Annotated in this window: 21 protein-coding genes; 14 read left to right on the plus strand and 7 right to left on the minus strand. The window is 63.7% G+C overall.

All coding sequences use genetic code 11. From position 1 onward, the window contains the following. Positions 1–101 precede the first annotated feature (101 nt). The 6 genes from DK926_RS22000 (at position 102) to DK926_RS22025 (ending at position 6131) form a co-directional block, all read left to right on the plus strand. Positions 102–290: a hypothetical protein gene (locus DK926_RS22000; RefSeq protein WP_114332171.1), complete on the plus strand. Its 189-nt coding sequence runs from the start codon at positions 102–104 to the stop codon at positions 288–290. Positions 291–487: 197 nt separating this feature from the next. Further along, complete coding sequence (locus DK926_RS22005; protein ID WP_114332201.1) at positions 488–1891, plus strand: dicarboxylate/amino acid:cation symporter; 1404 nt, start codon at positions 488–490, stop codon at positions 1889–1891. 103 nt (positions 1892–1994) lie between these two features. Beyond that, a complete protein-coding gene (locus DK926_RS22010) occupies positions 1995–3098 on the plus strand; it encodes a hypothetical protein (RefSeq protein WP_243636962.1) in 1104 nt (367 codons plus the stop codon). Positions 3099–3269: 171 nt separating this feature from the next. Beyond that, positions 3270–3986: an excalibur calcium-binding domain-containing protein gene (locus tag DK926_RS22015; RefSeq protein WP_114332203.1), complete on the plus strand. Its 717-nt coding sequence runs from the start codon at positions 3270–3272 to the stop codon at positions 3984–3986. A 148-nt stretch (positions 3987–4134) separates the two neighbouring features. After that, positions 4135–5409: a hypothetical protein gene (locus tag DK926_RS22020; RefSeq protein ID WP_114332172.1), complete on the plus strand. Its 1275-nt coding sequence runs from the start codon at positions 4135–4137 to the stop codon at positions 5407–5409. Between the two features lie 35 nt (positions 5410–5444). Beyond that, on the plus strand, positions 5445–6131 hold the full coding sequence (locus DK926_RS22025; protein ID WP_114332173.1) for an NUDIX hydrolase: 687 nt from the start codon (positions 5445–5447) through the stop codon (positions 6129–6131). Here DK926_RS22025 and DK926_RS22030 read toward each other — a convergent pair. Both DK926_RS22030 and DK926_RS22035 read right to left on the minus strand, forming a co-directional pair. Beyond that, on the minus strand, positions 6128–6637 hold the full coding sequence (locus DK926_RS22030; RefSeq protein ID WP_114332174.1) for an O-acetyl-ADP-ribose deacetylase: 510 nt from the start codon (positions 6635–6637) through the stop codon (positions 6128–6130). The genes DK926_RS22025 and DK926_RS22030 overlap by 4 nt on opposite strands. After that, positions 6634–7569, minus strand: a complete 936-nt coding sequence (locus DK926_RS22035; RefSeq protein ID WP_114332175.1) for an ADP-ribosylglycohydrolase family protein — start codon at positions 7567–7569, stop codon at positions 6634–6636. The genes DK926_RS22030 and DK926_RS22035 overlap by 4 nt, the downstream gene beginning before the upstream one ends. A gap of 240 nt (positions 7570–7809) precedes the next feature. On the opposite strand from DK926_RS22035, the gene DK926_RS22040 reads away from it, so the two are divergent. Beyond that, positions 7810–8826: a diiron oxygenase gene (locus tag DK926_RS22040; RefSeq protein ID WP_068427128.1), complete on the plus strand. Its 1017-nt coding sequence runs from the start codon at positions 7810–7812 to the stop codon at positions 8824–8826. Positions 8827–8884: 58 nt separating this feature from the next. Continuing rightward, positions 8885–10435: an FAD-dependent oxidoreductase gene (locus DK926_RS22045; protein WP_207890886.1), complete on the plus strand. Its 1551-nt coding sequence runs from the start codon at positions 8885–8887 to the stop codon at positions 10433–10435. Between the two features lie 57 nt (positions 10436–10492). Here DK926_RS22045 and DK926_RS22050 read toward each other — a convergent pair whose 3' ends face one another. Next, positions 10493–11341, minus strand: a complete 849-nt coding sequence (locus DK926_RS22050) for an aldo/keto reductase (protein WP_114332204.1) — start codon at positions 11339–11341, stop codon at positions 10493–10495. A gap of 180 nt (positions 11342–11521) precedes the next feature. On the opposite strand from DK926_RS22050, the gene DK926_RS22055 reads away from it, so the two are divergent. The 6 genes from DK926_RS22055 to DK926_RS22080 all read left to right on the plus strand — a co-directional run bounded on the left by DK926_RS22055 (position 11522) and on the right by DK926_RS22080 (position 16095). Continuing rightward, the gene (locus DK926_RS22055; protein WP_243636963.1) at positions 11522–12748 is read left to right on the plus strand and encodes a DUF2786 domain-containing protein; all 1227 of its coding nucleotides are present in this window, start codon (positions 11522–11524) and stop codon (positions 12746–12748) included. Between the two features lie 53 nt (positions 12749–12801). Next, positions 12802–13593, plus strand: a complete 792-nt coding sequence (locus DK926_RS22060) for an RsiV family protein (protein ID WP_114332178.1) — start codon at positions 12802–12804, stop codon at positions 13591–13593. Between the two features lie 150 nt (positions 13594–13743). Beyond that, complete coding sequence (locus DK926_RS22065; RefSeq protein WP_114332179.1) at positions 13744–13998, plus strand: helix-turn-helix domain-containing protein; 255 nt, start codon at positions 13744–13746, stop codon at positions 13996–13998. Between the two features lie 11 nt (positions 13999–14009). Then, the gene (locus DK926_RS22070; protein WP_114332205.1) at positions 14010–15218 is read left to right on the plus strand and encodes a HipA domain-containing protein; all 1209 of its coding nucleotides are present in this window, start codon (positions 14010–14012) and stop codon (positions 15216–15218) included. Between the two features lie 41 nt (positions 15219–15259). After that, entirely contained in the window at positions 15260–15613 is a 354-nt protein-coding gene (locus DK926_RS22075; protein WP_114332180.1) for a metalloregulator ArsR/SmtB family transcription factor, read from the plus strand. After that, positions 15610–16095 carry an SRPBCC domain-containing protein gene (locus tag DK926_RS22080; protein ID WP_114332181.1) on the plus strand — a complete coding sequence of 162 codons (486 nt, stop codon included), beginning with the start codon at positions 15610–15612 and terminating at the stop codon, positions 16093–16095. Before DK926_RS22075 ends, DK926_RS22080 begins: the two co-directional genes overlap by 4 nt. Positions 16096–16141: 46 nt before the next feature. Here DK926_RS22080 and DK926_RS22085 read toward each other — a convergent pair whose 3' ends face one another. Genes DK926_RS22085 through DK926_RS22100 form a run of 4 tightly spaced genes read right to left on the minus strand, consistent with a single transcriptional unit; the run spans position 16142 to position 19382 of the window. Further along, on the minus strand, positions 16142–16501 hold the full coding sequence (locus tag DK926_RS22085) for a VOC family protein (RefSeq protein ID WP_114332182.1): 360 nt from the start codon (positions 16499–16501) through the stop codon (positions 16142–16144). Between the two features lie 9 nt (positions 16502–16510). Beyond that, entirely contained in the window at positions 16511–17230 is a 720-nt protein-coding gene (locus DK926_RS22090) for a DUF998 domain-containing protein (RefSeq protein WP_243636964.1), read from the minus strand. A gap of 12 nt (positions 17231–17242) precedes the next feature. Further along, the gene (locus DK926_RS22095) at positions 17243–17770 is read right to left on the minus strand and encodes a dihydrofolate reductase family protein (RefSeq protein ID WP_114332183.1); all 528 of its coding nucleotides are present in this window, start codon (positions 17768–17770) and stop codon (positions 17243–17245) included. A gap of 4 nt (positions 17771–17774) precedes the next feature. Next, positions 17775–19382 carry an ABC-F family ATP-binding cassette domain-containing protein gene (locus DK926_RS22100; protein ID WP_243636965.1) on the minus strand — a complete coding sequence of 536 codons (1608 nt, stop codon included), beginning with the start codon at positions 19380–19382 and terminating at the stop codon, positions 17775–17777. Positions 19383–19434: the final 52 nt, after the last annotated feature.

Consider the following 19434-nt stretch of genomic DNA (forward strand, 5'->3'; position numbering starts at 1 on the left):
TGGAATCGCGATGGCCGCCACGTCGATCGACGAGGCATTCAGCGACATCGGGCAGGCCATGTTTCGGTTCGATCCCGACCGATGTGGAGCCTCCCCACACGGTGCTGCAGAGCTTCGCAGAGACGGTCGCGCACCTCGTGCAGGTGGCAGTGGCGACGGCCGTACTCTGGATACAGCAGGTCTTCGACGACAACCGCAAGATTGCGCGCCGACTGACGGGTGGCCCTCCGCCGTTCGTATGGGGCAAGCCGACCGTCGTCGACACCTTCACGATCTCCCGCCGTAGGTGATGCCTTGGCCCGGGCGCTGGGGGTGGCGTTCGGGCCTAGGGGTAACCTCCAGTAAGTGATGCCCTTCCTGACCAGTCGACGCTACGTCGACCTCCGTTTGCAGGCGAGCGCTATCTGTCGGTGACCGATTCGACTCGGCACCTTCTTCTCTGATTCGGGGACTCTTCCTCGTTTTCTCTTTCTCGAAAGGCATGTTCATGTCTGCGCCCCGCGCTACCCGTCCATCTCGCGTGCCCGCATGGGCGAAGTCCTTCGGACCTCAGATCGTCGCCGGCCTCGTGCTCGGTGTGGTCATCGGCCTCATTGCTCGGTCGATGCCCGACGCCGCCGACGGCAACGAGAACTGGCTCGTCGGCACCGTCGCGACCATCGGCTCCAGTTACGTGAAGCTGCTCACGGTCGCCGTCGTACCTCTGGTCTTCACTGCGATCGTCAGCTCCATTGCAAATCTTCGTCAGGTCGCCAACGCTGCCCGGCTGGCCGTGCAGACACTTCTGTGGTTCGCGATCACCGCGTTCATCGCAGTGATCATCGGCATCGTGATCGGCCTCGTCGCGCAACCCGGTTCACGCACCGGCGTCGAGATGTCGTCGGCCAAGGATCCGAGCAGTGTCGGCTCGTGGTGGTCGTTTCTGACCGGGCTCGTACCGAACAACTTCTTCGCTCTGGGCTCGAAGACGTCCGTGACGACCACGGCTGCCGGTGACGGATTCGCCAGCACCGCAACGTCTTCCTTGAGCTTCAACATCCTTCAGTTGCTCGTCATTGCCGCTGCGATCGGAATTGCCGCACTCAAGATCGGCGAGAAGGCCGAACCGTTCCTGACCTTCAACGCATCGCTGCTCGCGATCGTGCAGAAGGTTCTGTGGTGGATCATCCGCCTCGCACCGATCGGCACCGCTGCACTGATCGCCAACGCCGTCGCAACCTACGGATGGGACGCGATCGGTTCGCTCGGCGTCTTCACGGTGTCGATCTATGTCGGGCTCGCAATCGTGTTCTTCGTCGTGTACCCGATCATCGTTCGTGCTCACGGCCTTTCGGTTCGTCAGTTCTTCTCCGGCGTATGGCCTGCCACACAGCTCGGGTTCGTCTCGCGCTCGTCGATCGGCACGCTGCCGCTCACCGAACGCGTCACCGAGCGCAACCTGGGCGTGCCCCGTGAGTACGCGTCGTTCGCCGTGCCGCTGGGAGCCACGACGAAGATGGATGGTTGCGCCGCAATCTATCCCGCGATCGCTGCCATCTTCGTCGCTCAGTTCTACGGCGTCGGACTGACGTTCACGGACTACCTGTTGATCATCGTCGTGTCCGTGATCGGTTCCGCCGCAACGGCAGGCACCACCGGCGCCACCGTCATGTTGACCCTGACGTTGTCGACGCTCGGACTTCCGCTCGCCGGTGTCGGACTGCTCCTCGCTGTCGAGCCGATCGTCGACATGGGCCGCACGGCCGTCAACGTCACCGGCCAGGCGCTCGTTCCGGCCATCGTCGCCAAGCGCGAGGGCATCCTCGACCTGGATCGGTACAACGCCCCACGCAACGGCGACCCGTTCGCGGACGACGACGCAACCGCGACGGACGTCGAATTGGCAAGGTAGTCAACTTCTCTCGACGGACATCGATGGGCCGTGGCAGCCGGTAGACGGTTGCCACGGCCCATCGATGTGTGACGGCACGAGCGACCCGATTACTCTCGACGTCATGGGATCAAAAGGACCGGCAAGTCGAGGACAGAAGCGCGCAGCCAAGATCAAGGCACGACAACGACGTCAGCAGTCGTCGTCGACGCGCACACCGGCCCTGCCGTCCGCCGTCCTCGACGATTTCGCTGTGTGGCTCGACGAAGGTGAGATGGCGGAACACGCCGATCGAATCGTCTCCCTCGTGCGAACCACGCTCGGCCAGATGCTTCGAGCGAACCCCGGGTTCTCCCCCACCGCGTGGACGCCGAACGACGCGCACTTCCTCGTCGACGCCGCCACCCGCATCGAGGATTCCGATCCCGACAACGGCCCCGCAGCGGCATCCAACATGATTCTGACCGTCCTCGAGTTCCTGACCTACCTCGACGAGTCGGACGGGTGGAGCGGGTCGGACGACGACTTCGCGCACGTCATGGAAGACCTCACCGACTTCATCGACAACGATCCCGACATCCTCGCCCCGGAGGACATCGAGCTTCCCGACGTCTCCGAGGACGACGAATCGACCGCATTGTCCGCTCTCCCGTTGATTGCAGGCCTCGACGAGATCGTCGACCGAGTCGGGCCCGGGCTGTCGATGATGGACGTTCCCGAACTGGCAACGGCGCTGAGCGACTCGAACGAGAACACCGAGCTCGTGGACCTCACCGCTCTCGATCGATGGGCCGTAGCCTTCGCATCGGACGTTCTGGCGGTCGACGGTGAGACCGTCGTTCCGGGACCTGCTGTCGACGGATTACGCTCCCGGTCGCTGGGCACCCTCCGCGACCTGCTCACCCACCACATCCGACATCAGCTGACGTCGAGCGAGGACGACGTTTCGATGGGTCTCGCCAACACCTTCGCCGTGCAGACGTTGCTGGCTGCGATGACCGACGACCTCCCTCTCGACAACGCCGACGAGGACTACGAGGGGCTCGAGGACGAGGATCTCCGCACCGCACAGCTGATCGACTACCGGGTGCGTTCGCTGCAGGAGCAGAAAGTCCTCGCTCGAGAGGACGATTCGCTCGAGGTCCCGAAGGCCCTCCGGCGTGCAGTTCTCGCGGGCGTCGAACTCGCCGAGCCGTTCGGGGAGGACGACCTTCGGAAAGAGTTCTGATCGGTCTGTAACGAGACGGGCGCGTCGACCGACATGGTGCTCGGAATTCGGCGATGTCAGTCGTGAAGCAGCCCGCGGCCGCCGGATTCCTGCTCGGAGCCCCTCGGTCAGGTCTGTCGATCCGCGGTGCTCGTGCGCCGTATCCACAGCCCGATTCCCGAGGACTCCGTCATGACCGATCCATTTTCCCAGCCCTATGTCTTTCCCGGTGCCGAGCGCCCGAAGACTCCACGACCACGTTTCGGCAAGATCATCGGATGGGTCGCGCTCGTGCTCGGCGTCCTGTTCGTGCTGACCTCTCTTGTCGATTTCTCCCTCGCCGGCCTCGTCGTCGGACTGTGTGCGGCAGCTGCAGGCGGCTTGTACTTGTTCGTCGCGCCCTCGCGCGGCCGACTGATCTGGGCGACGCCGGCCGTCGCTCTCCTTCCGGCGTTGGTGGCACTCGGTATCACCGCTCCGACGCCGGAGCCGGAGGAAGCTCCCGCCGCCGCAGCGTTCGCCGCACCCGCGATCGCCGACGTCTCGACGACGACGGCACGTCCGACGACGACAGCCCCCACCACGACATCGATTGCTCCCACGACGACCACGGTTGTCCCGACGACCGTCGCGCCGGCACCGGAGACCGTGACCGTCTATGCACCTCCCCCGACGACGACCCAGGCGTACGTCCCTGCGCCCGCTCCCGCGCCGGTCTACATGGCCGAGTCGGAGCCGGAGCCCGTCTACGTCCCGCCTGCGCCGGTGGTCGCCGAGGCGCCGTCGAACGTCTACTACGCCAACTGCTCGGCGGTCCGCGCCGCAGGCGCCGCGCCGATCTACCGGGGTGAGGCTGGCTACAGCTCCAAGCTCGACCGCGACGGCGACGGCGTGGCCTGCGAGAACTGAGTGCGCCTGCGGCACCCGTGCGCGAAAAGTTGCCCCCTGCACCGACTTTCCGCGCACGGGTGGCGCAGCCGCCGTTTCTGTCGGACCCCGTCGCTACTGTCTTTGTCGACGGGCGGATCCAGTCGCCCATCGACGGGAGGGCACCCACATGAACGACCGACTTCAAAGTTCCATCGACGACGCGTGGGCCTCGTACACCGACGAATTGTCTGCGTTCGTCGTCGGCATGCGCTCGCGCGAGGGCTTGGACATCACCGCGGAGTCGGGACTCGACCGCGGTGACGGCGATTCACCGTGGGTGCGTGTGCAGTGCATGGTCGACGGCATTCTGGAGTCGGCCGCAGTTCTCGCGGGTCACCTGTACGACGGCGTCGACCCCGCTATCGGAAACGACGATCGTATCGTCGAACTGGGCTGGGCGACTCCGGGCGAGCGAAGCACGTACGGCACGTTGATCAGCAGGACCATGAGTCGACGCACCGACGAGGCCGCGGAACTCGCGCACCTGATCGTGCGACTGTTCCGTGAGGTGTGGTCGGTGCCCCACCCTGCGTTTCTGTCCGCCGACGCGGTCACACGCGACGACCGCCAGTTCCGCACCGCGACCGATCGACGACTGCCGGACACCACAGCGGTCCATCCGTTGGACATCGATCATCTTCGAGCATTGATTCTCGACAGCGTCACGAGTGCACCCGGGATCGCGGTCGCCAGAGAAGACAACGGCGACATCCGCGTCGACGGTTTCGCGATGCCCGTGCACGTGTGCTTCGGCCCGGACGCGAATTCCGTTCGGCTGCACGCCCCTTTGGTCAGCGGTGTCGTCATGTCGACCGCGCTGTCTCGTCGGTTGTCCTGGCTCAACACGCGGTGGCGTCACATCACGTTCGTCGTGGCGGGCGACCAGTTGTTCGCCGACACCGCGATCGTGACCAACTCCTACGTGCCCCGTCACCTCACGTCGATGCTGTATCACCTCGGCATGTTCGTCGACTCGATCGACGCCGCATTCGCAGCAGAACTGGGCGGTTCCGTCTACGACCCCACGCATCGCCACCCCGAGCCGGAACCACACGTGACGTGGTCCGACGACAGCGGCACACTCGGAACCTTGCGCGCTGCATGCGAATTGACGCGCGGACCGGTCGACGCCGCCACAGTCGAAGCCATGTGCCGCAAGCAAGACATCGGCGAGCTCACGGAGCGGGCCGAGTTCTCCGCTCAACGGTTCCGTGACCACGCCCACCGACTCGGCGACGAGCGTCGAATCCGCGCGGCCGTCATGTGCGACGCCTTCGCCGTCAGCTGGACGTACGTCGCGGAGAGTCTGGGGCGCGCGTTCCATCGGGCACCGACTCCGCCGAAGACACAACAGATCTCGTTGTTCGACCAACTCGAGGAACCAGCTCTGTTCGATCTCTGAGTCCGATAACTCATGGGTGCGCTAAGCTCGGCCGGGTGGAGACACCGCAGACCGCAGGCAGGTCGCTGACCGATTACCCCAGGCCGTCCGTGGCCGTCGACGTCGCAGTACTGACGGTGCACGACGGCGTTCTGAAGGTTGTCGTCGTACCGTCTCCGCGCGGCGACGCGCTCCCCGGAACGTTTCTGCACCCCGGGGAACGACTCGCCGACGCGGCCGATCGAGCCTTGCGCACCAAGGCCGGGCTCGGTGGTCTGGAATTTCATCAGATCGGAATGTTCGATGCGCCCGACCGTGACGAGCGCGGATGGGTGCTGTCGATGGCACACGGAGCCACGATCGCGGTCGACGCGCTGACGAGTTCCATCGACCTCGTCGACATCGAGCACGGTTCTGCGACAAAGCCTTTGGCGTTCGACCACGGAGAGATGGTGACGTTGTCGGTGAACGACCTTCGCCGTCGGTACGCGTCGAGAATAGATCCCGGCCGCCTACTCGGAGAGACGTTCACGTTGCTCGAGCTACGACGGTTGTACGAGGTTGTGTTCGACACCGAAATCCCCAAGGACACTTTCCGCCGTCATGTCACGAGCGCTCTGGAAGGAACGGGGACCACGTCCATCGCAGGCGGCGGTCGCCCGGCCGAGCTGTATCGGCGGAGAGCGGCTGCGGTGCTACCTGAGTCGGCGTCCGTACTCTTTCGGCATCAGGTCGGCAACTAGCTCAGAAGCCGAGCCGTCAGTGTCGCGATCCGTTCGGTGAACGCGACCAGAGTTATTATCTCCACGTTCGTGGACGCACTCGTGACAGCCGCTACCTGTTGCGTCACCGCGTCGTCTACGGGCCAGCCGTAGGATCCGCCCGAAATGAGCGGGAACGCGATCGTTCTCGCTCCGACGGAGTCGGCAGCAGCCAAACTTCGCAGGTACGCCGATCGGAGGATCGCAGAACGATCCTCGTGAGCGGAATAGCGCGGTCCCACCGTATGGATCACCCACTTCGCGGGCAGTCGTCCCGCTGTCGTGACGACGGCTGCCCCCGCTGCGAGACCGTTCGGAAGGCTCGTGTTCCGCAGCGTCCTACATTCGGCGAGGATCACGGGGCCGCCGGCGCGGTGGATGGCGCCGTCGACTCCCCCGCCGCCGAGCAGAGTGGAGTTGGCAGCGTTGACGATCGCGTCGACGCGCACGGTGGTGATGTCGCCGCGAACGACGTCGATGACGGTCATGCCCGTCCTCCCGTGATGTCGGCAGCGAGAGCGACGAGGTCCTCGCCGGTCAGGCTGGGGTACCCGTGCAGCATCGAGCGCCACTTCGTCGGCACGGCGGACGCTCCCCACCGAGCGCCGAGCAGTCCACCCGCGATGGCTGCGGTGGTGTCGGTGTCACCGCCCGCCAGGACGCACGATTCGAGGGCGCGCACGAGATGTTCGGGGCCGTCCGACTCGGCGCGCGTGATGGCACTCCATGCTGTCTGCAGCGCATGCACGACCCAGCCGTTCTGCGCGAAGTCCGACGGGTCGCCGGCCTCCGCCTCGTCGAGCAACGCCCTCCACGTGTCCGCTGCGTTGCCTGCCGTGTCCAACCACAGCCTGGGGCCGTCGAAGTTTCCGTGCAGGACAGCGTGCCGAATTGCGTAAGACCACAGCGCGCAGGCCTCACCGGCCTGCGGATCGGAATGCGTGAGCGCACTGACCGCCTGAGCGGCCGCGACGCACCGGTCGGCGTCGTCCAGGAACGCCAGCGCGACGGGCGCGGTGCGCATCAGCGAACCGTTCCCACCGGTCCGGCCGGTCAGTGCCGCGGCCCGTGCAGTCATCTCGGCCGCCGTGGTGCTGCGATGACCGAGGACCTTCCGTGTCTGGGTTCCGACGTCGACCGGGTCGGTGTCGTACCACGCTACGAAGTTCGCAACGATCGCGTCGAGACCTTTCACGGACGAGACGTCCTCGTCCCGGGCCGCGAGCGCTACCGCCGCGGCCATCGACGTGTCGTCGGTCCACTCACCGGGTGCCCAATCGAACGTTCCACCGCCGATCATGTCGACGGCCGTGCCGGGCGCTGGATACGTGAATTCGTACCCTGCTCCGAGCGCGTCGCCGGCCGCCGTCCCCAGGAGTACACCTGCCGCGCGGTCGTTCTGCTCCATGGTCAGCGCCATACCGATCTCCTTAGCTCGTTTCTGCGCTTAACTTAGCGCATATTTGCTCGAAGCGTCAACCGGCCTGCGATTCCACCCGAACTTCGAAATTCGAGCACCTCCGCAACCCCGATTCGCGAAAAATATTTCTCTGTTACCCCTGGTCACACACATGGCGTGAAATCCATCTCCGATCCGGCTTCCGTTTGCTGATACTTCGAGTTACATTAAGTACAAGTTCGCACCACACAGGAGGAAGCGATGACACTGACGTCAGAAGACGGCACGATCTCTATCGATCCCGACGCGGAGACCGAGAAGTACAACGAGACTCTGCGCCTTCTGTCCGAGGGATCGGTGCACAAGCACTTCGACCCTTACGTCGACATCGACTGGGAATCCCCCAAGTTCTCCGTCCCGGAGAACGATCGCCGGTGGATCCTGCCCACCAAGACCGACCCGATCGGTAGCCACCCGTGGTACCAGGCCCTGCCGGAAGACCAGCAGATCAAGATCGGCATGTGGCGCCAGGCCAATGTCGCGAAGGTCGGGCTGCAGTTCGAAAACATCCTCATCCGAGGGATGATGCAGTACGTCTTCTCGCTGCCCAACGGATCCGCAGAGGCGCGCTACTGCACTCACGAGTCCATCGAAGAGTGCAACCACACCTTGATGTTCCAGGAGATGGTCAATCGCGTCGATCGCGATGCGCCCGGCATGAGTCGTCCGATGAAGATGTTGTCGCCGATCATTCCGCTGTTCGCGTCGATCGCACCGGAACTCTTCTTCGTCGGCGTCCTCGCGGGCGAGGAGCCCATCGACCACATTCAGAAGTCCGTTCTGCGTTCGGGTGAGGAAATCCACCCGATCATGGAAAGCGTCATGGCCATTCACGTGGCAGAGGAAGCACGACACATCTCGTTCGCGCACCAGCTTCTCCGTCGTCGGGTTCCCAAGATGTCGAAGGTCGGCCGGTTCTTCCTGTCGCTCGCCTTCCCGATCGTGATGCGCGTGCTGTGCGACGCGATCGTGATTCCGCCGAAGCGGTTCTGGAAGAAGTTCGCGATTCCTCAGTACGTGAAGAAGGACCTCTTCTGGGAATCCGAAGAGGCGCAGCACACGCTGCAGGACTACTTCGGCGACGTACGCATGTTGGCCACCGAAACCGGCATGATGAGCCGCCCCGCGAAGCTGATGTGGAAGGCGTGTGGCATCGACGGCAAGGCCTCGCGTTACCGTAGCGAGCCTGACCGTAGCTCCAACCAGTTCGCCGCCTGATCCCCCGTCACTCCAGCGCCAGTTATCTCCACAGCAGCGCCTGCCGTCAGGAATCACCATGCCCCACGTTGTCACTCAATCGTGTTGCAGCGACGCATCGTGCGTCTACGCATGCCCCGTCAACTGCATCCATCCGACACCGGACGAGCCCGATTTCCTGACGGCAGAGATGCTGCACATCGACCCCACGTCGTGCGTCGATTGCGGCGCCTGCGTGTCGGCGTGCCCGGTCGACGCGATCGTTCCGAAGTCCAAGTTGACCGACGAGCAACTGCCGTTCCTGACGATCAACTCGGACTTCTACAAGCAGGAACGTCCCACGCGACCTCTCCTCGCGCCGGTGTCTCCGGCACCGGCCGTCACCAGGGACAGGCAACCGCTCCGAGTCGCGATCGTCGGGTCCGGTCCGTCCGCGATGTACGCCGCCGACGAACTGCTCACGCAGCCTGGCGTGAAGGTCGACGTCTACGATCGACTTCCGCAGCCGCACGGTTTGGCGCGTCTGGGTGTTGCGCCCGACCACGAGAAGACCCGCCAGGTCTCGCGTTTGTTCGACAAGATCTCGGCGCAACCTGGCTTCGAATTCCACTTGGGCGTCGAAATCGGCAAGGACATCTCAAACGAGCAACTGCTCGAATCGCACCACGCCGTCGTCTACGCGGTCGGCGCCTCCCGTGATCGCGAGTTGACCGTGCCCGGTGCCGATCTGCCCGGCCGTTCGTCCGCCACGGACTTCGTCGCCTGGTACAACGGCCATCCCGACCACGCGCATCGTCGTTACGATCTGTCGCACAAGCGGGCAGTCATCATCGGCAACGGCAACGTGGCGCTAGACGTCGCACGCATTCTGACGATCGATCCCGAGCGCCTCGTCGGCACCAACGTGCCCAGCCATGTGGTGAAAGCGCTGCGCGAGTCGAACATCGAAGAAGTACTCGTCGTGGGACGACGCGGCGTCGCGCAGTCGGCGTTCACCGTTCCCGAGTTCGCCGGCCTGCTCAGCACATCCGGCATCGAAGTCTCGATCCACAAGGACGAGATGATGCTCGACGCGACCACCACGAAACTCGCCGAAACCAACGACCTTCCCCACGCCGTCTCCCAGAAGTTGCAGCTTCTCCGACGGGTCGACGACGTCACCGGCAGCGACAACAAGCGCATCGTGCTCCGATACCTGCTGTCGCCGACGCGCATCCTAGGCGACTCCGCCGTCGCCGGCGTCGAGTTCGACCGCATGACCCTGGACACCGACGAGAACGGGGCTGTACTCAGCATCGCGACCGGCGAGAAGGAGACTGTCGACGCGGGGCTCGTTCTCACGTCCATCGGCTACCGCGGTGCCGCTCTACCCGGGGTGCCGTTCGACGATCGCCGCGGCATCATCCCCAACGACGGAGGCCGTGTGCTCGAGTCTGCGGACGGCACAACGGTTCCTGGCTCCTATGTGACCGGGTGGATCAAACGCGGCCCGTCCGGGTTCATCGGAACCAACAAGTCGTGCGCCCAGGAAACGGTGCGGCATCTCGTGGACGACTTCAACGACGGCACGCTCGGTGACATCGACGTCGCACCCGAAGTTCGGCGCTGGCGTCGCCCACGCCGAGTCTGAGACGGACGGAAAGAAGGCCCCGCACATACCGTGTGCGGGGCCTTCGTCGTTCCGAGGTCAGTCGGGGATCATGTCGAAGGTGTCCGGGTTGGGCCCGGTACGCCCTTCTTCACCGCGATCGAGGGCGGTGATGTCCGCGATGTCGGAGTCGCTCAGCTCGAAGTCGAAGATGTCGAAGTTAGCCTTCACCCGGTCCGGCGTCACCGACTTGGGGAAAATGATGTCGCCGCGCTGCAGATGCCACCGCAGAACGACCTGAGCCGTCGACTTCCCTACGGCCTGAGCGATCTTCTCGATCGTCGGGTCGTCGAGCACCTTGCCCTGGGCGATGGGCGACCATGCTTCGACCGCAATCGCGTTGTTGCGGCTGTGGCTGCGTGCGTCCTCGTTCACGAAGTACGGGTGCACTTCGATCTGGTTCACCGCAGGCACCGTCTCGGTCTCCTGAGCAAGGCGTTCCAGATGAGCCGGCTGGAAGTTCGAGACACCGATGGACCGTGCACGTCCGTCCTTCGCGAATTCCTCCAGCGTCTTCCAAGTGGACACGAAGTCGCCGTCGTACCGAGTGGGCAGAGGCCAGTGGATGAGGAACAGATCCACGTAGTCGGTTCCGAGGTCGTTCAGAGTCCGATCGAATGCTCGACGCGCGTCGTCGGGTTCGTGAAAACCGTTGTTCAGCTTGCTCGTGACGAAGACCTCCGAGCGGTCGATTCCCGAGTCGCGGATACCCTGCCCGACCTCCTTCTCGTTGCCGTACATCTCGGCGGTGTCGATATGCCGATAGCCGACCTCGAGGGCGGTCTTGACTGCTTCGGCGGTCTTCTCGGGTTCGATCTGGAACACACCGAAGCCGAGCTGCGGGATGGTTCGACCGTTGTTCAAAGTGATGCTGGGTACGACACTCACGTGATTCGTCATCTCCGTTCGATAATCGATTACTCGCCGTCGTGTACCCGCGACGCGCAGATCTACACGCTGCAGGTGAGCCGAGAACCTCGAATCTGTCGGACCCACTTGGTACAAATCCGTCGACACCGACACCAGGCCCCTCACTGGATGTCCTCGAACACTTCGACGAGGGGAACCATGAACGTTCACGCACTGCATCGGACCGTCGACGCCGCGACCCTGATGAATTCCGGCATCGCACTCGCCGCCGATCCGCTCACGTCACACGACGCCTTGGCCAGATTCGTCGACCATGTCATCGACTTCGAAACACGAACGGCGACAACGTTGGACGACCGCTGTGTCGCGCACGCCGACTCGATCCTGGCAGGCACGTTCGAACGAGGTTGGCAACCGGCCGAACTCGTCCACGTCGTCGCCCGAAAGCTCGACAAACCGGACTTCTCGATGATCAAGGCGCTCCTCGGTGCCCATGCGCGAGCCACCACAGCGCTCTCCACGGCTCCGCCCGACTGGCGAGAGCAACTGAGGGACATCGGAATCGACCCGAGTACCGACCTCGCCCACTACCGACGAACATCACGAGTGGCTCCGCGGGCGTACTGGGACAGCCTGTTCCGCCTCCTCGCTCAATTTCGGCTGCTGCCTTCACTTACTCCCCTCTTACCCCCACCCTCACGGTGGCACGCGCACTCCACGATGACGAGCACACGCGCAGACACGAAGGTTCTCAACAAGATTCGGGGGTTGCTGGCGAAGGCGGAATCGTCCTCGTTCACCGAGGAGGCAGAGACGTTTTCCGCCAAGGCGCAGGAACTGATGACGCGATACGCGATCGACAGCGCCGTTCTCGATTCCGCCCAAGGGGCCGCACCCACCGACTTGGTCGTGACGCGCCGCATTCTCGTCGACAACCCGTACGCGGATGCCAAGATGCATCTGATGTCCAGCGTCGCCGCGTCGAACGGCGCGAGGACTGTCTGGTACAAGAAGTTCGGACTCGTCGGCATCACGGGGATGCCTGTCGATCTCGACCTGTGCGAACTGCTGTACACCTCTTTGCTGGTGCAGTCCGCGCGGGCGTTGGCCGATGCAGGTATCGATTCTCGTACACGCTCCCGCGGGTTTCGACGGGCATTCCTTCTCGGCTACTCGTGGCGGGTCCGCGAACGCCTCGCTGAAGCACGAGATCGGGCAGATCGAGCGGCCGGCGAGCAATACGGGTCGTCGTTGGTACCGATCCTCGCCGCGCGAGACGAAGCCGTCACGTCGGTATTCGAAGAACTGTTCCCGGACCTGAGCTCCGTCAAGATCACGGTGTCGGACAGATCGGGTGTCCACGAAGGTCGACGGGCAGCCGAGCATGCGGACCTCACCGGAGGGCGAGAACGCATCGAAGACTGACGAACTGTCAGTCAGCCCGTGCGCTCACTCGACCCGGGTGATATGCACGAAGCATGAAGACGTGGCGAGCGGCAGTGGCCGTGACAGCAGTATCGATCGCGGTATCGGCTGCCGGTTGCTCGACGGACGGAACGGCTATCGCGTCGGACGACCCAGCACCGACGACCGCACAGGTCACTACGACCCGCGCCGTCACGACCACAGCCGAGCCCACCTCGGCCGCTCCCCTACCTGCCCCGTACTCGTTCACGACCGCCCGCGTCTCGGGGTCGACCGATCGCGTCGACTACGACGTGAACATCCCACAACTCACGGGAGGCGATGACGCCGTCGTCTCCGAATTCAACGAGTCGATGCGCGCCGCACTGCAGGATCAGATCGACGGGTTCGAGCCGTCGAGTTTTACCTTGTCCGATGCCCGCCCCGGACCCACGTACGTGGGCGACAGCGTCGTCGCGGCCGTGCTCAACACCTCGTGGGATGCCAATCCCCCTGGCGCACATCCGACCGCGATCGTCGCGACGGTCACGGTGAACACCGACGACGCCACTCCCGTCACGCTGCAGGACCTCTTCCCGGATCTTCAGGCGGGGCTACAGCGGCTGTCGGGGCAGTCCGCGATCCTCCTTCCGGCTACAGCCGCAGGTCCGGATTTCGAACGAACGGGCATCGAACCGACCGTGAGCAATTTCGCCAACTGGGTTCCCTCCGCCGAGGGCATGAACATCAGATTCGGCGACTACCAGGTCGGTCCACACGCCATCGGTCTCGTCGACGTCACCGTCCCGTGGTCCGCACTGTCCGATGTGGCCGATCCGCGAACTCTCGATGCACTGAGCCAATAAGGCTCGCGAGCGCAAGCATTATGAGGGCCGCAGCTTCGACACGATCGCCTTCACAGCTCTAAGCTCTCGAACACAGGCTTAATGATGGACAAGCTGCACCTTGACCCCTAATCTGGCTTTAAGCATGTTCACGCAAGCTCAGGAGTAGCCATGGCCAGCCCAAGGCGCAGCACCAAAACCAGCGACGACCCGCTCGCAGCCGCATTCGTTGCCAGGAGACTGCAGCTCGGTCTGACGCAGAGCGACCTTGCGCTCCTGGCCGGCGTCGGCCGCTCGACTATCCAGTCGATCGAGTCGGGCAAATCCACCGTGCAACTCGATGGTTCCCGCGCTGTCGCAGACGCGTTGGGTTGTGACCTGCGACTCGTCACACGTTCCGGTACGACGGTCCAGGCGCGCCCGTGACCTCCGACGACATGCGCACGGTCGACGACGCCGACGTCTACAAAGCGGACAGACATGCGGGGACCCTGACGCGCACGGGTAACGACGTCGAGTTTCGCTACCTGCCCGACTACATGCGGGACCCGTCGGCACCCGCGGTGGCGTGGTCATTGCCCATATCACCGGAACCAACGATGTCGACAGGCGGCAGCGTGCCGCCGTTCTTTGCCGGTCTCCTACCGGAGGGCGCACGCCTTTCCGGGGTCGTCACTGCAGCCAAGACATCCGAGGACGACCACTTCACCATCCTGCTGGCCGTCGGTTCGGACACCGTCGGGAACGTTCGCGTCGTTCCAAGGGGCAGTGCACTCGCGCCCCCGACCTGGAGCTTCGACCCCCGACAGCCGGTTCCCGACCTCCGGACGCTGTTCGACACGTTGACCGGGGCTGGATCCTTGAATGCCGACACAGCAGCCCTTCCCGGCATCCAGGGCAAGGTGTCTGCACAGATGTATTCGAGTCCGATCGAGACAACCGGTGGATCCGCGATCTTGAAACTCGCTCCGCCGGCGAGACTTCCGCGACTCGTGGAGAACGAACACTTCTTCATGAACACGGCACGCTCATGCGGAATCGACACGCCCGAGACGCGAATCATTCACGACGTCAACGGTATCGCCGGTCTGCTCGTGAAGCGATTCGATCGAACCGGCGACACGCGACTCGCACAAGAGGATGCGTGTCAGCTGTCCGGCGTCTACCCAGCCGCCAAGTATCGACTGAAGACCGAGTCCGTCATCCAAACCCTCTCGCGCACAGTCGAACTGGGTGGAGGCTCTGCGCGCCTGGCCACACTCCAACTGTTGCGTCTGACGACGTACTCGTACCTCATCGGCAATGGCGACCTTCACGGCAAGAACTACTCGATCCAGCTGAACACGTCCGGACAGTGGTCGGTGACACCGGGATACGACCTGTTGTGTACTCAGCCGTACGCGGGATGGAAAGACCCGATGGCGTTGAACCTCTACGGCCGAGCCAGTCGATGGACACGCGACCACGTCGTCGAGTCCGCACACACCCTCGGTGTTCCGGAGCGCGCCACCGCCCGCATGCTGGACGAGGTCGTCGATGGTGTCCGCTCGTCGATGGCAACGCTCGACTCCATCGGCTTCGACGACCGGTCGACGCGTCGACTCGGGGACTTCGTGGCGTCCCGATGCCGAGAACTGACACGCTGACCCCTTGACCTCGACCGCTTCCGCGCCTAACGTACAACCACATGGTTGTAGATGAGGTTCGGGACGCGGACATCGACCGACTGTTCCAAGCATTCGCCGACTCGACCCGTCGGGACATCGTCTCGAAGGTCATCACCGGCGAACACTCGGTGTCCGGGTTGGCCGCTCACTACTCCATGAGTTTCGCCGCTGTGCAGAAGCACGTGGCGATTCTGGAACGCGCCTCCGTCGTCACGAAGGAGAAGCGCGGACGGGAGCAGATCGTGCGAATTCGTCTGGACAGCATCAGGAAAGCACGAGGTCTGCTCGACGAGTACGAACTGATCTGGCGACAACGCGTCGACCGGATCTCCGACATTCTCGACGAAGACGAGGAAGAGGGAGACACACCATGACCGTCATCAGCACAGACAAGAGCGTTCAGGACCTGAACTTCACGATCGTTGCCGAGTTCGACGCGACAGTCGAACGTGTGTGGCGGATCTGGGAAGATCCCCGGAAACTCGAGCGTTGGTGGGGACCGCCGACGTGGCCTGCAACGTTCGAGCAACTCGACTTCGTCGAGGGCGGCAAAGCGCACTACTACATGACCGGACCGGATGGTGACAAAGCCCGAGGGTGGTGGCGCATCACGTCGATCGACGCACCTCGCCGGCTCGCGTTCGACGACGGTTTCGCCGACGACAACTGGGATCCGATCGAGAACCTGGGCGTCACCAAAATGACTGTTGCACTGGAGAAAAAAGATGGTCGCACTCGGATGACGACTGTGTCGACGTTCGAGAACACAGATCAGATGCAGAAGCTGATCGAGATGGGGATGGAAGAGGGCATGGGTCTGGCGATGGGCCAGATCGACGCGATCCTCTCCGAGTAGGACACGGATGTTCGCGTGGTCGAGGCCGACCACGCGAACATCGTCCTCACGAAGTCGCCCAGACTCCCAACTCGTTACCGCTCGGATCGGTGAAGTGGAATCGCCGCCCGCCCGGGAACGGATACGGCCCGTTCACGACGGAACCGCCTGCGGCGGTGACGGCCTCGACGGTCGCGTCGAGGTCGTCCGAATAGAGAAGCACCAGTGGCCCGCCCTGACCGGGACGCTCGGCCACCTTCGCCAAGCCACCCACTTCACTCCCGCCCGCGCCGACTATGCCCGCATATTCGGGACCGTAGTCGTTGAAGCGCCAGCCGAAAGCTGCGGAGTAGAACGCTTGCGCCGCCGACAGATCGGTGACCGACAACTCGACATAGTTCAAACGGTGATGCTCGTTCTCTGCCATGCGGTTACCCTACTCACGCGGCATAACTACCGGCGAGCGTTCGACATCTGCGACGCGGCCGTTCGTCGATGCCACGACCCACGTCGTCAGCGCAACGAGGGCGACGACCTCGGCGACCACCAGTACCCGCTCCACGTAACCGAGCGTGACGACACGGTACCACGGGGTCGTCGAGGTCATTCCGACGATCAGTGCGTACGCGATCGGCAGCAACGAGGCGACGCCGAGACAGGCGAGCGTGAGCGTCGTACGTGCCCACGTCGTCCAGCGGCCGTCACGCACCCATGGAATTGCGAAGGCGATCACTGCGATCGGGATGGCGACGAACGCGACGGCGGCCGCGACGCGGTGAACCGCACCGCCGAGGCCGAGGGTGGCGTCGTTGCTCCAATCCTGTTTCGGCACAGCAACAATCACGATCAATCCGACGATCCACGCCGTCATGGCCACCGCGGCGACCGAACGAGCTCGCGCCACTCCGTTGCGGACGGCCGCGACCAGGGTGGCAGCAGAACCGAGCGCCAACAACGAGACTCCGGTCGCGAACACCCACTGTTGTGCACCCAGGCCGTACTCACTGATCGTGCGTCGCAGATGCGCCGGGTCGTCGATTGCGGTCACCAGATCGAGTGTCAGGACCACGAGCGACCCCATGAGAACGAATACGACGCCGACGACGTCGAGGCGGGCTATGACGGTTCGTGAATTCTGCGGCGGCACGTCGTCCACTGTGCCCGAACCCTAGTACCGGATTCGGTACCAGTGCTCGACCTCACCCGACAACCGTTCGAGACGCACTCTGCGTCCGCCCGGACTCGAGAAGAGCCTCACCCCGTCGCCGAGGAGAACCGGCACGGTGAAGACCAGGATCTCGTCGAGCAATCTCTCCTCGATGCACTGCCGTGCGACGTCGGCTCCGAGGACGTTGACGTACTTCTCCCCCGCAGCGTCCGTGGCCGCGTCGATGGCGCTGAGCAGATCGGTCGCGACGGTCACTCCCGCAGGCGGTTCCACCGGCGGACGGTGGGTCAGGAGCACGACGGGGCCGTCGTACTGCCCGCCGAACGCGCCCTCGTTCTCGGTACCGCGGTTCGGGTCGTCGCCGCCGAAGGTTGCGTTGCCGCACAGGATCGACCCGACTCGTGCCAGCAGCCGATCCGCCGTCTCGTTCGGCTCACCCACGTACTCGGACAGCCAGGACATGTCGCCGTCCGGACCGGCGATGTAGCCGTCGAGCGACATCGTCGCCGAATACAGAAGCGTGGCCATCCGCCTACTGTCTCACGCCACCCTTGCCGTCGAAGACCAGATGCCGGAGCGCGACGTTCTCGACGAAGAAGCGGTCGTGGCTGACGAGAACGACCGCCCCGGGGAAAGCTGCAAGTGCACGTTCGAGAACTTGCGTGCTGGCCAGGTCGAGGTGGTTGGTCGGCTCGTCGAGCACGATCACGCCTGCGCCGAGCAAAAGGCATTGCGCCAGAGCGACACGGGCCTTCTGCCCTCCCGACAGAGTGCCGATCTTGGACTTCAGGTCCAGTTCGGAGAATCCGAGAAGTGTCAGGAAGCGATTGACCTCCTTTTTCGTCGCACTGAACGCGAGACTCCCCGGCATCGCATTGACGGCATGTGTGACCGTGTCGTCCAGATCCAGATCGTCGAGCACCTTGTTGAAGTGGACGAACGACGGCGCCTTGGTCTTCCATTTCACCTTGCCGGTGTCCGGTTGCTCGACGCCGGTGAGGATGTCGACGAGCGTGGTCTTGCCGCAGCCGTTCGGACCGGTGATCGCGATGCGGTCACCTCGGTGAATCTCGAAGGACACGTCGGAGAACAGAGCGTGCTCACCGAAGCTCTTCGAGATCCCGGTGATCTCTGCCAGATCGTCCGTGACGTGCAAGCCGCCGTAGATCGCGGTGACGACGGTATCGACGGGCCGCGGATTCTTCGCCTTCTTGATGTTCGCGAGTCGACGCTTCAGTGCCGCGCTGGGATTCTTCAGCGCTTCCTTGTGGTCGTTGATCGCTTCCTGCTCGTAGGCGAGCAGCTGCTGTTCGCTGCTGAATTCGCGTTCGAGGTTCTTGAGTCGAAACTGTTTCTGCACAACATATTCCGAGTAGGAACCGTCGTACATCTGCAGGTGGTTGTTCTCGATCTCGACGATGTTGGTGACGACCTGCTCGAGAAACTGGCGATCGTGCGAGACGACGAGCAGACCACCTCTGAAGTCGCGCAGCCACCGCTCGAGCCAGGCGATGCCCTCGACGTCGAGGAAGTTGGTCGGCTCGTCGAGCAGTAGCACGTCGGGCGAGTCGAGCAGAATCTTGGCCAGAGCGGCTCGGTTGCGCCAGCCGCCGGACAGTCGGTCGACCGGCAGCTCGCGTCGTTCGGCGTTGAAGCCGAGCATCGACAGGACCGTGTCGATCTGTTGGTGGTAGGTCCAGCCGCCGCTGTTCTCCATCGCGTCGAGCAACTCGGCTTGACGATCGACGAGCTTGTACATCTGCTTCTCGTCGAGGTCACCGCCGAGGGCGGCTTCGACCTCGGCGAGTTCGGCCTCGATCGCGTGTACGGATTCGAAGAGCGATTCGAGCTCGGTCTGGATGCTGCGGTCACCGTCGAGCTCGGAGAATTGCGAGAAGTAGCCGATACGTGCGCCTTCGGTGGTGTCGACGGTCCCCGAGTCCGGAGCTTCGCGCCCCAACAGCAAGTTCAGCAGCGTCGTCTTACCGGTACCGTTGCGGCCGATGAGTCCGACGCGATCGCCGTCGGCGAGCCGGAAGAACACCTCGCGGAGAACGACCCTCCCGTCGTATCCCTTGGCGACGTCGTTCATGCGGATCCAACTCAACGAGAACTCCTGGTAGGCGACGGGCGGCTTCACCGCATGTGCGTGCGAATGTATAGCCCGCTATACATTCGCACGCACGTGGGGT

The organism is Rhodococcus sp. Eu-32 (assembly GCF_003336925.1).
In the GTDB taxonomy this organism is placed as follows: Bacteria; Actinomycetota; Actinomycetes; order Mycobacteriales; family Mycobacteriaceae; genus Rhodococcoides; species Rhodococcoides kyotonensis_B.

Bases quoted from the DNA above. Each gene is read 5' to 3' on its own strand.
- DK926_RS22005 (WP_114332201.1), top strand. From the start codon at position 488: ATGTCTGCGCCCCGCGCTACCCGTCCATCTCGCGTGCCCGCATGGGCG.
- DK926_RS22010 (WP_243636962.1), top strand. From the start codon at position 1,995: ATGGGATCAAAAGGACCGGCAAGTCGAGGACAGAAGCGCGCAGCCAAG.
- DK926_RS22015 (WP_114332203.1), top strand. From the start codon at position 3,270: ATGACCGATCCATTTTCCCAGCCCTATGTCTTTCCCGGTGCCGAGCGC.
- DK926_RS22020 (WP_114332172.1), top strand. From the start codon at position 4,135: ATGAACGACCGACTTCAAAGTTCCATCGACGACGCGTGGGCCTCGTAC.
- DK926_RS22030 (WP_114332174.1), bottom strand. From the start codon at position 6,637: ATGACCGTCATCGACGTCGTTCGCGGCGACATCACCACCGTGCGCGTC.
- DK926_RS22035 (WP_114332175.1), bottom strand. From the start codon at position 7,569: ATGGCGCTGACCATGGAGCAGAACGACCGCGCGGCAGGTGTACTCCTG.
- DK926_RS22040 (WP_068427128.1), top strand. From the start codon at position 7,810: ATGACACTGACGTCAGAAGACGGCACGATCTCTATCGATCCCGACGCG.
- DK926_RS22045 (WP_207890886.1), top strand. From the start codon at position 8,885: ATGCCCCACGTTGTCACTCAATCGTGTTGCAGCGACGCATCGTGCGTC.
- DK926_RS22055 (WP_243636963.1), top strand. From the start codon at position 11,522: ATGAACGTTCACGCACTGCATCGGACCGTCGACGCCGCGACCCTGATG.
- DK926_RS22060 (WP_114332178.1), top strand. From the start codon at position 12,802: ATGAAGACGTGGCGAGCGGCAGTGGCCGTGACAGCAGTATCGATCGCG.
- DK926_RS22065 (WP_114332179.1), top strand. From the start codon at position 13,744: ATGGCCAGCCCAAGGCGCAGCACCAAAACCAGCGACGACCCGCTCGCA.
- DK926_RS22070 (WP_114332205.1), top strand. From the start codon at position 14,010: ATGCGCACGGTCGACGACGCCGACGTCTACAAAGCGGACAGACATGCG.
- DK926_RS22075 (WP_114332180.1), top strand. From the start codon at position 15,260: ATGGTTGTAGATGAGGTTCGGGACGCGGACATCGACCGACTGTTCCAA.
- DK926_RS22080 (WP_114332181.1), top strand. From the start codon at position 15,610: ATGACCGTCATCAGCACAGACAAGAGCGTTCAGGACCTGAACTTCACG.
- DK926_RS22085 (WP_114332182.1), bottom strand. From the start codon at position 16,501: ATGGCAGAGAACGAGCATCACCGTTTGAACTATGTCGAGTTGTCGGTC.
- DK926_RS22095 (WP_114332183.1), bottom strand. From the start codon at position 17,770: ATGGCCACGCTTCTGTATTCGGCGACGATGTCGCTCGACGGCTACATC.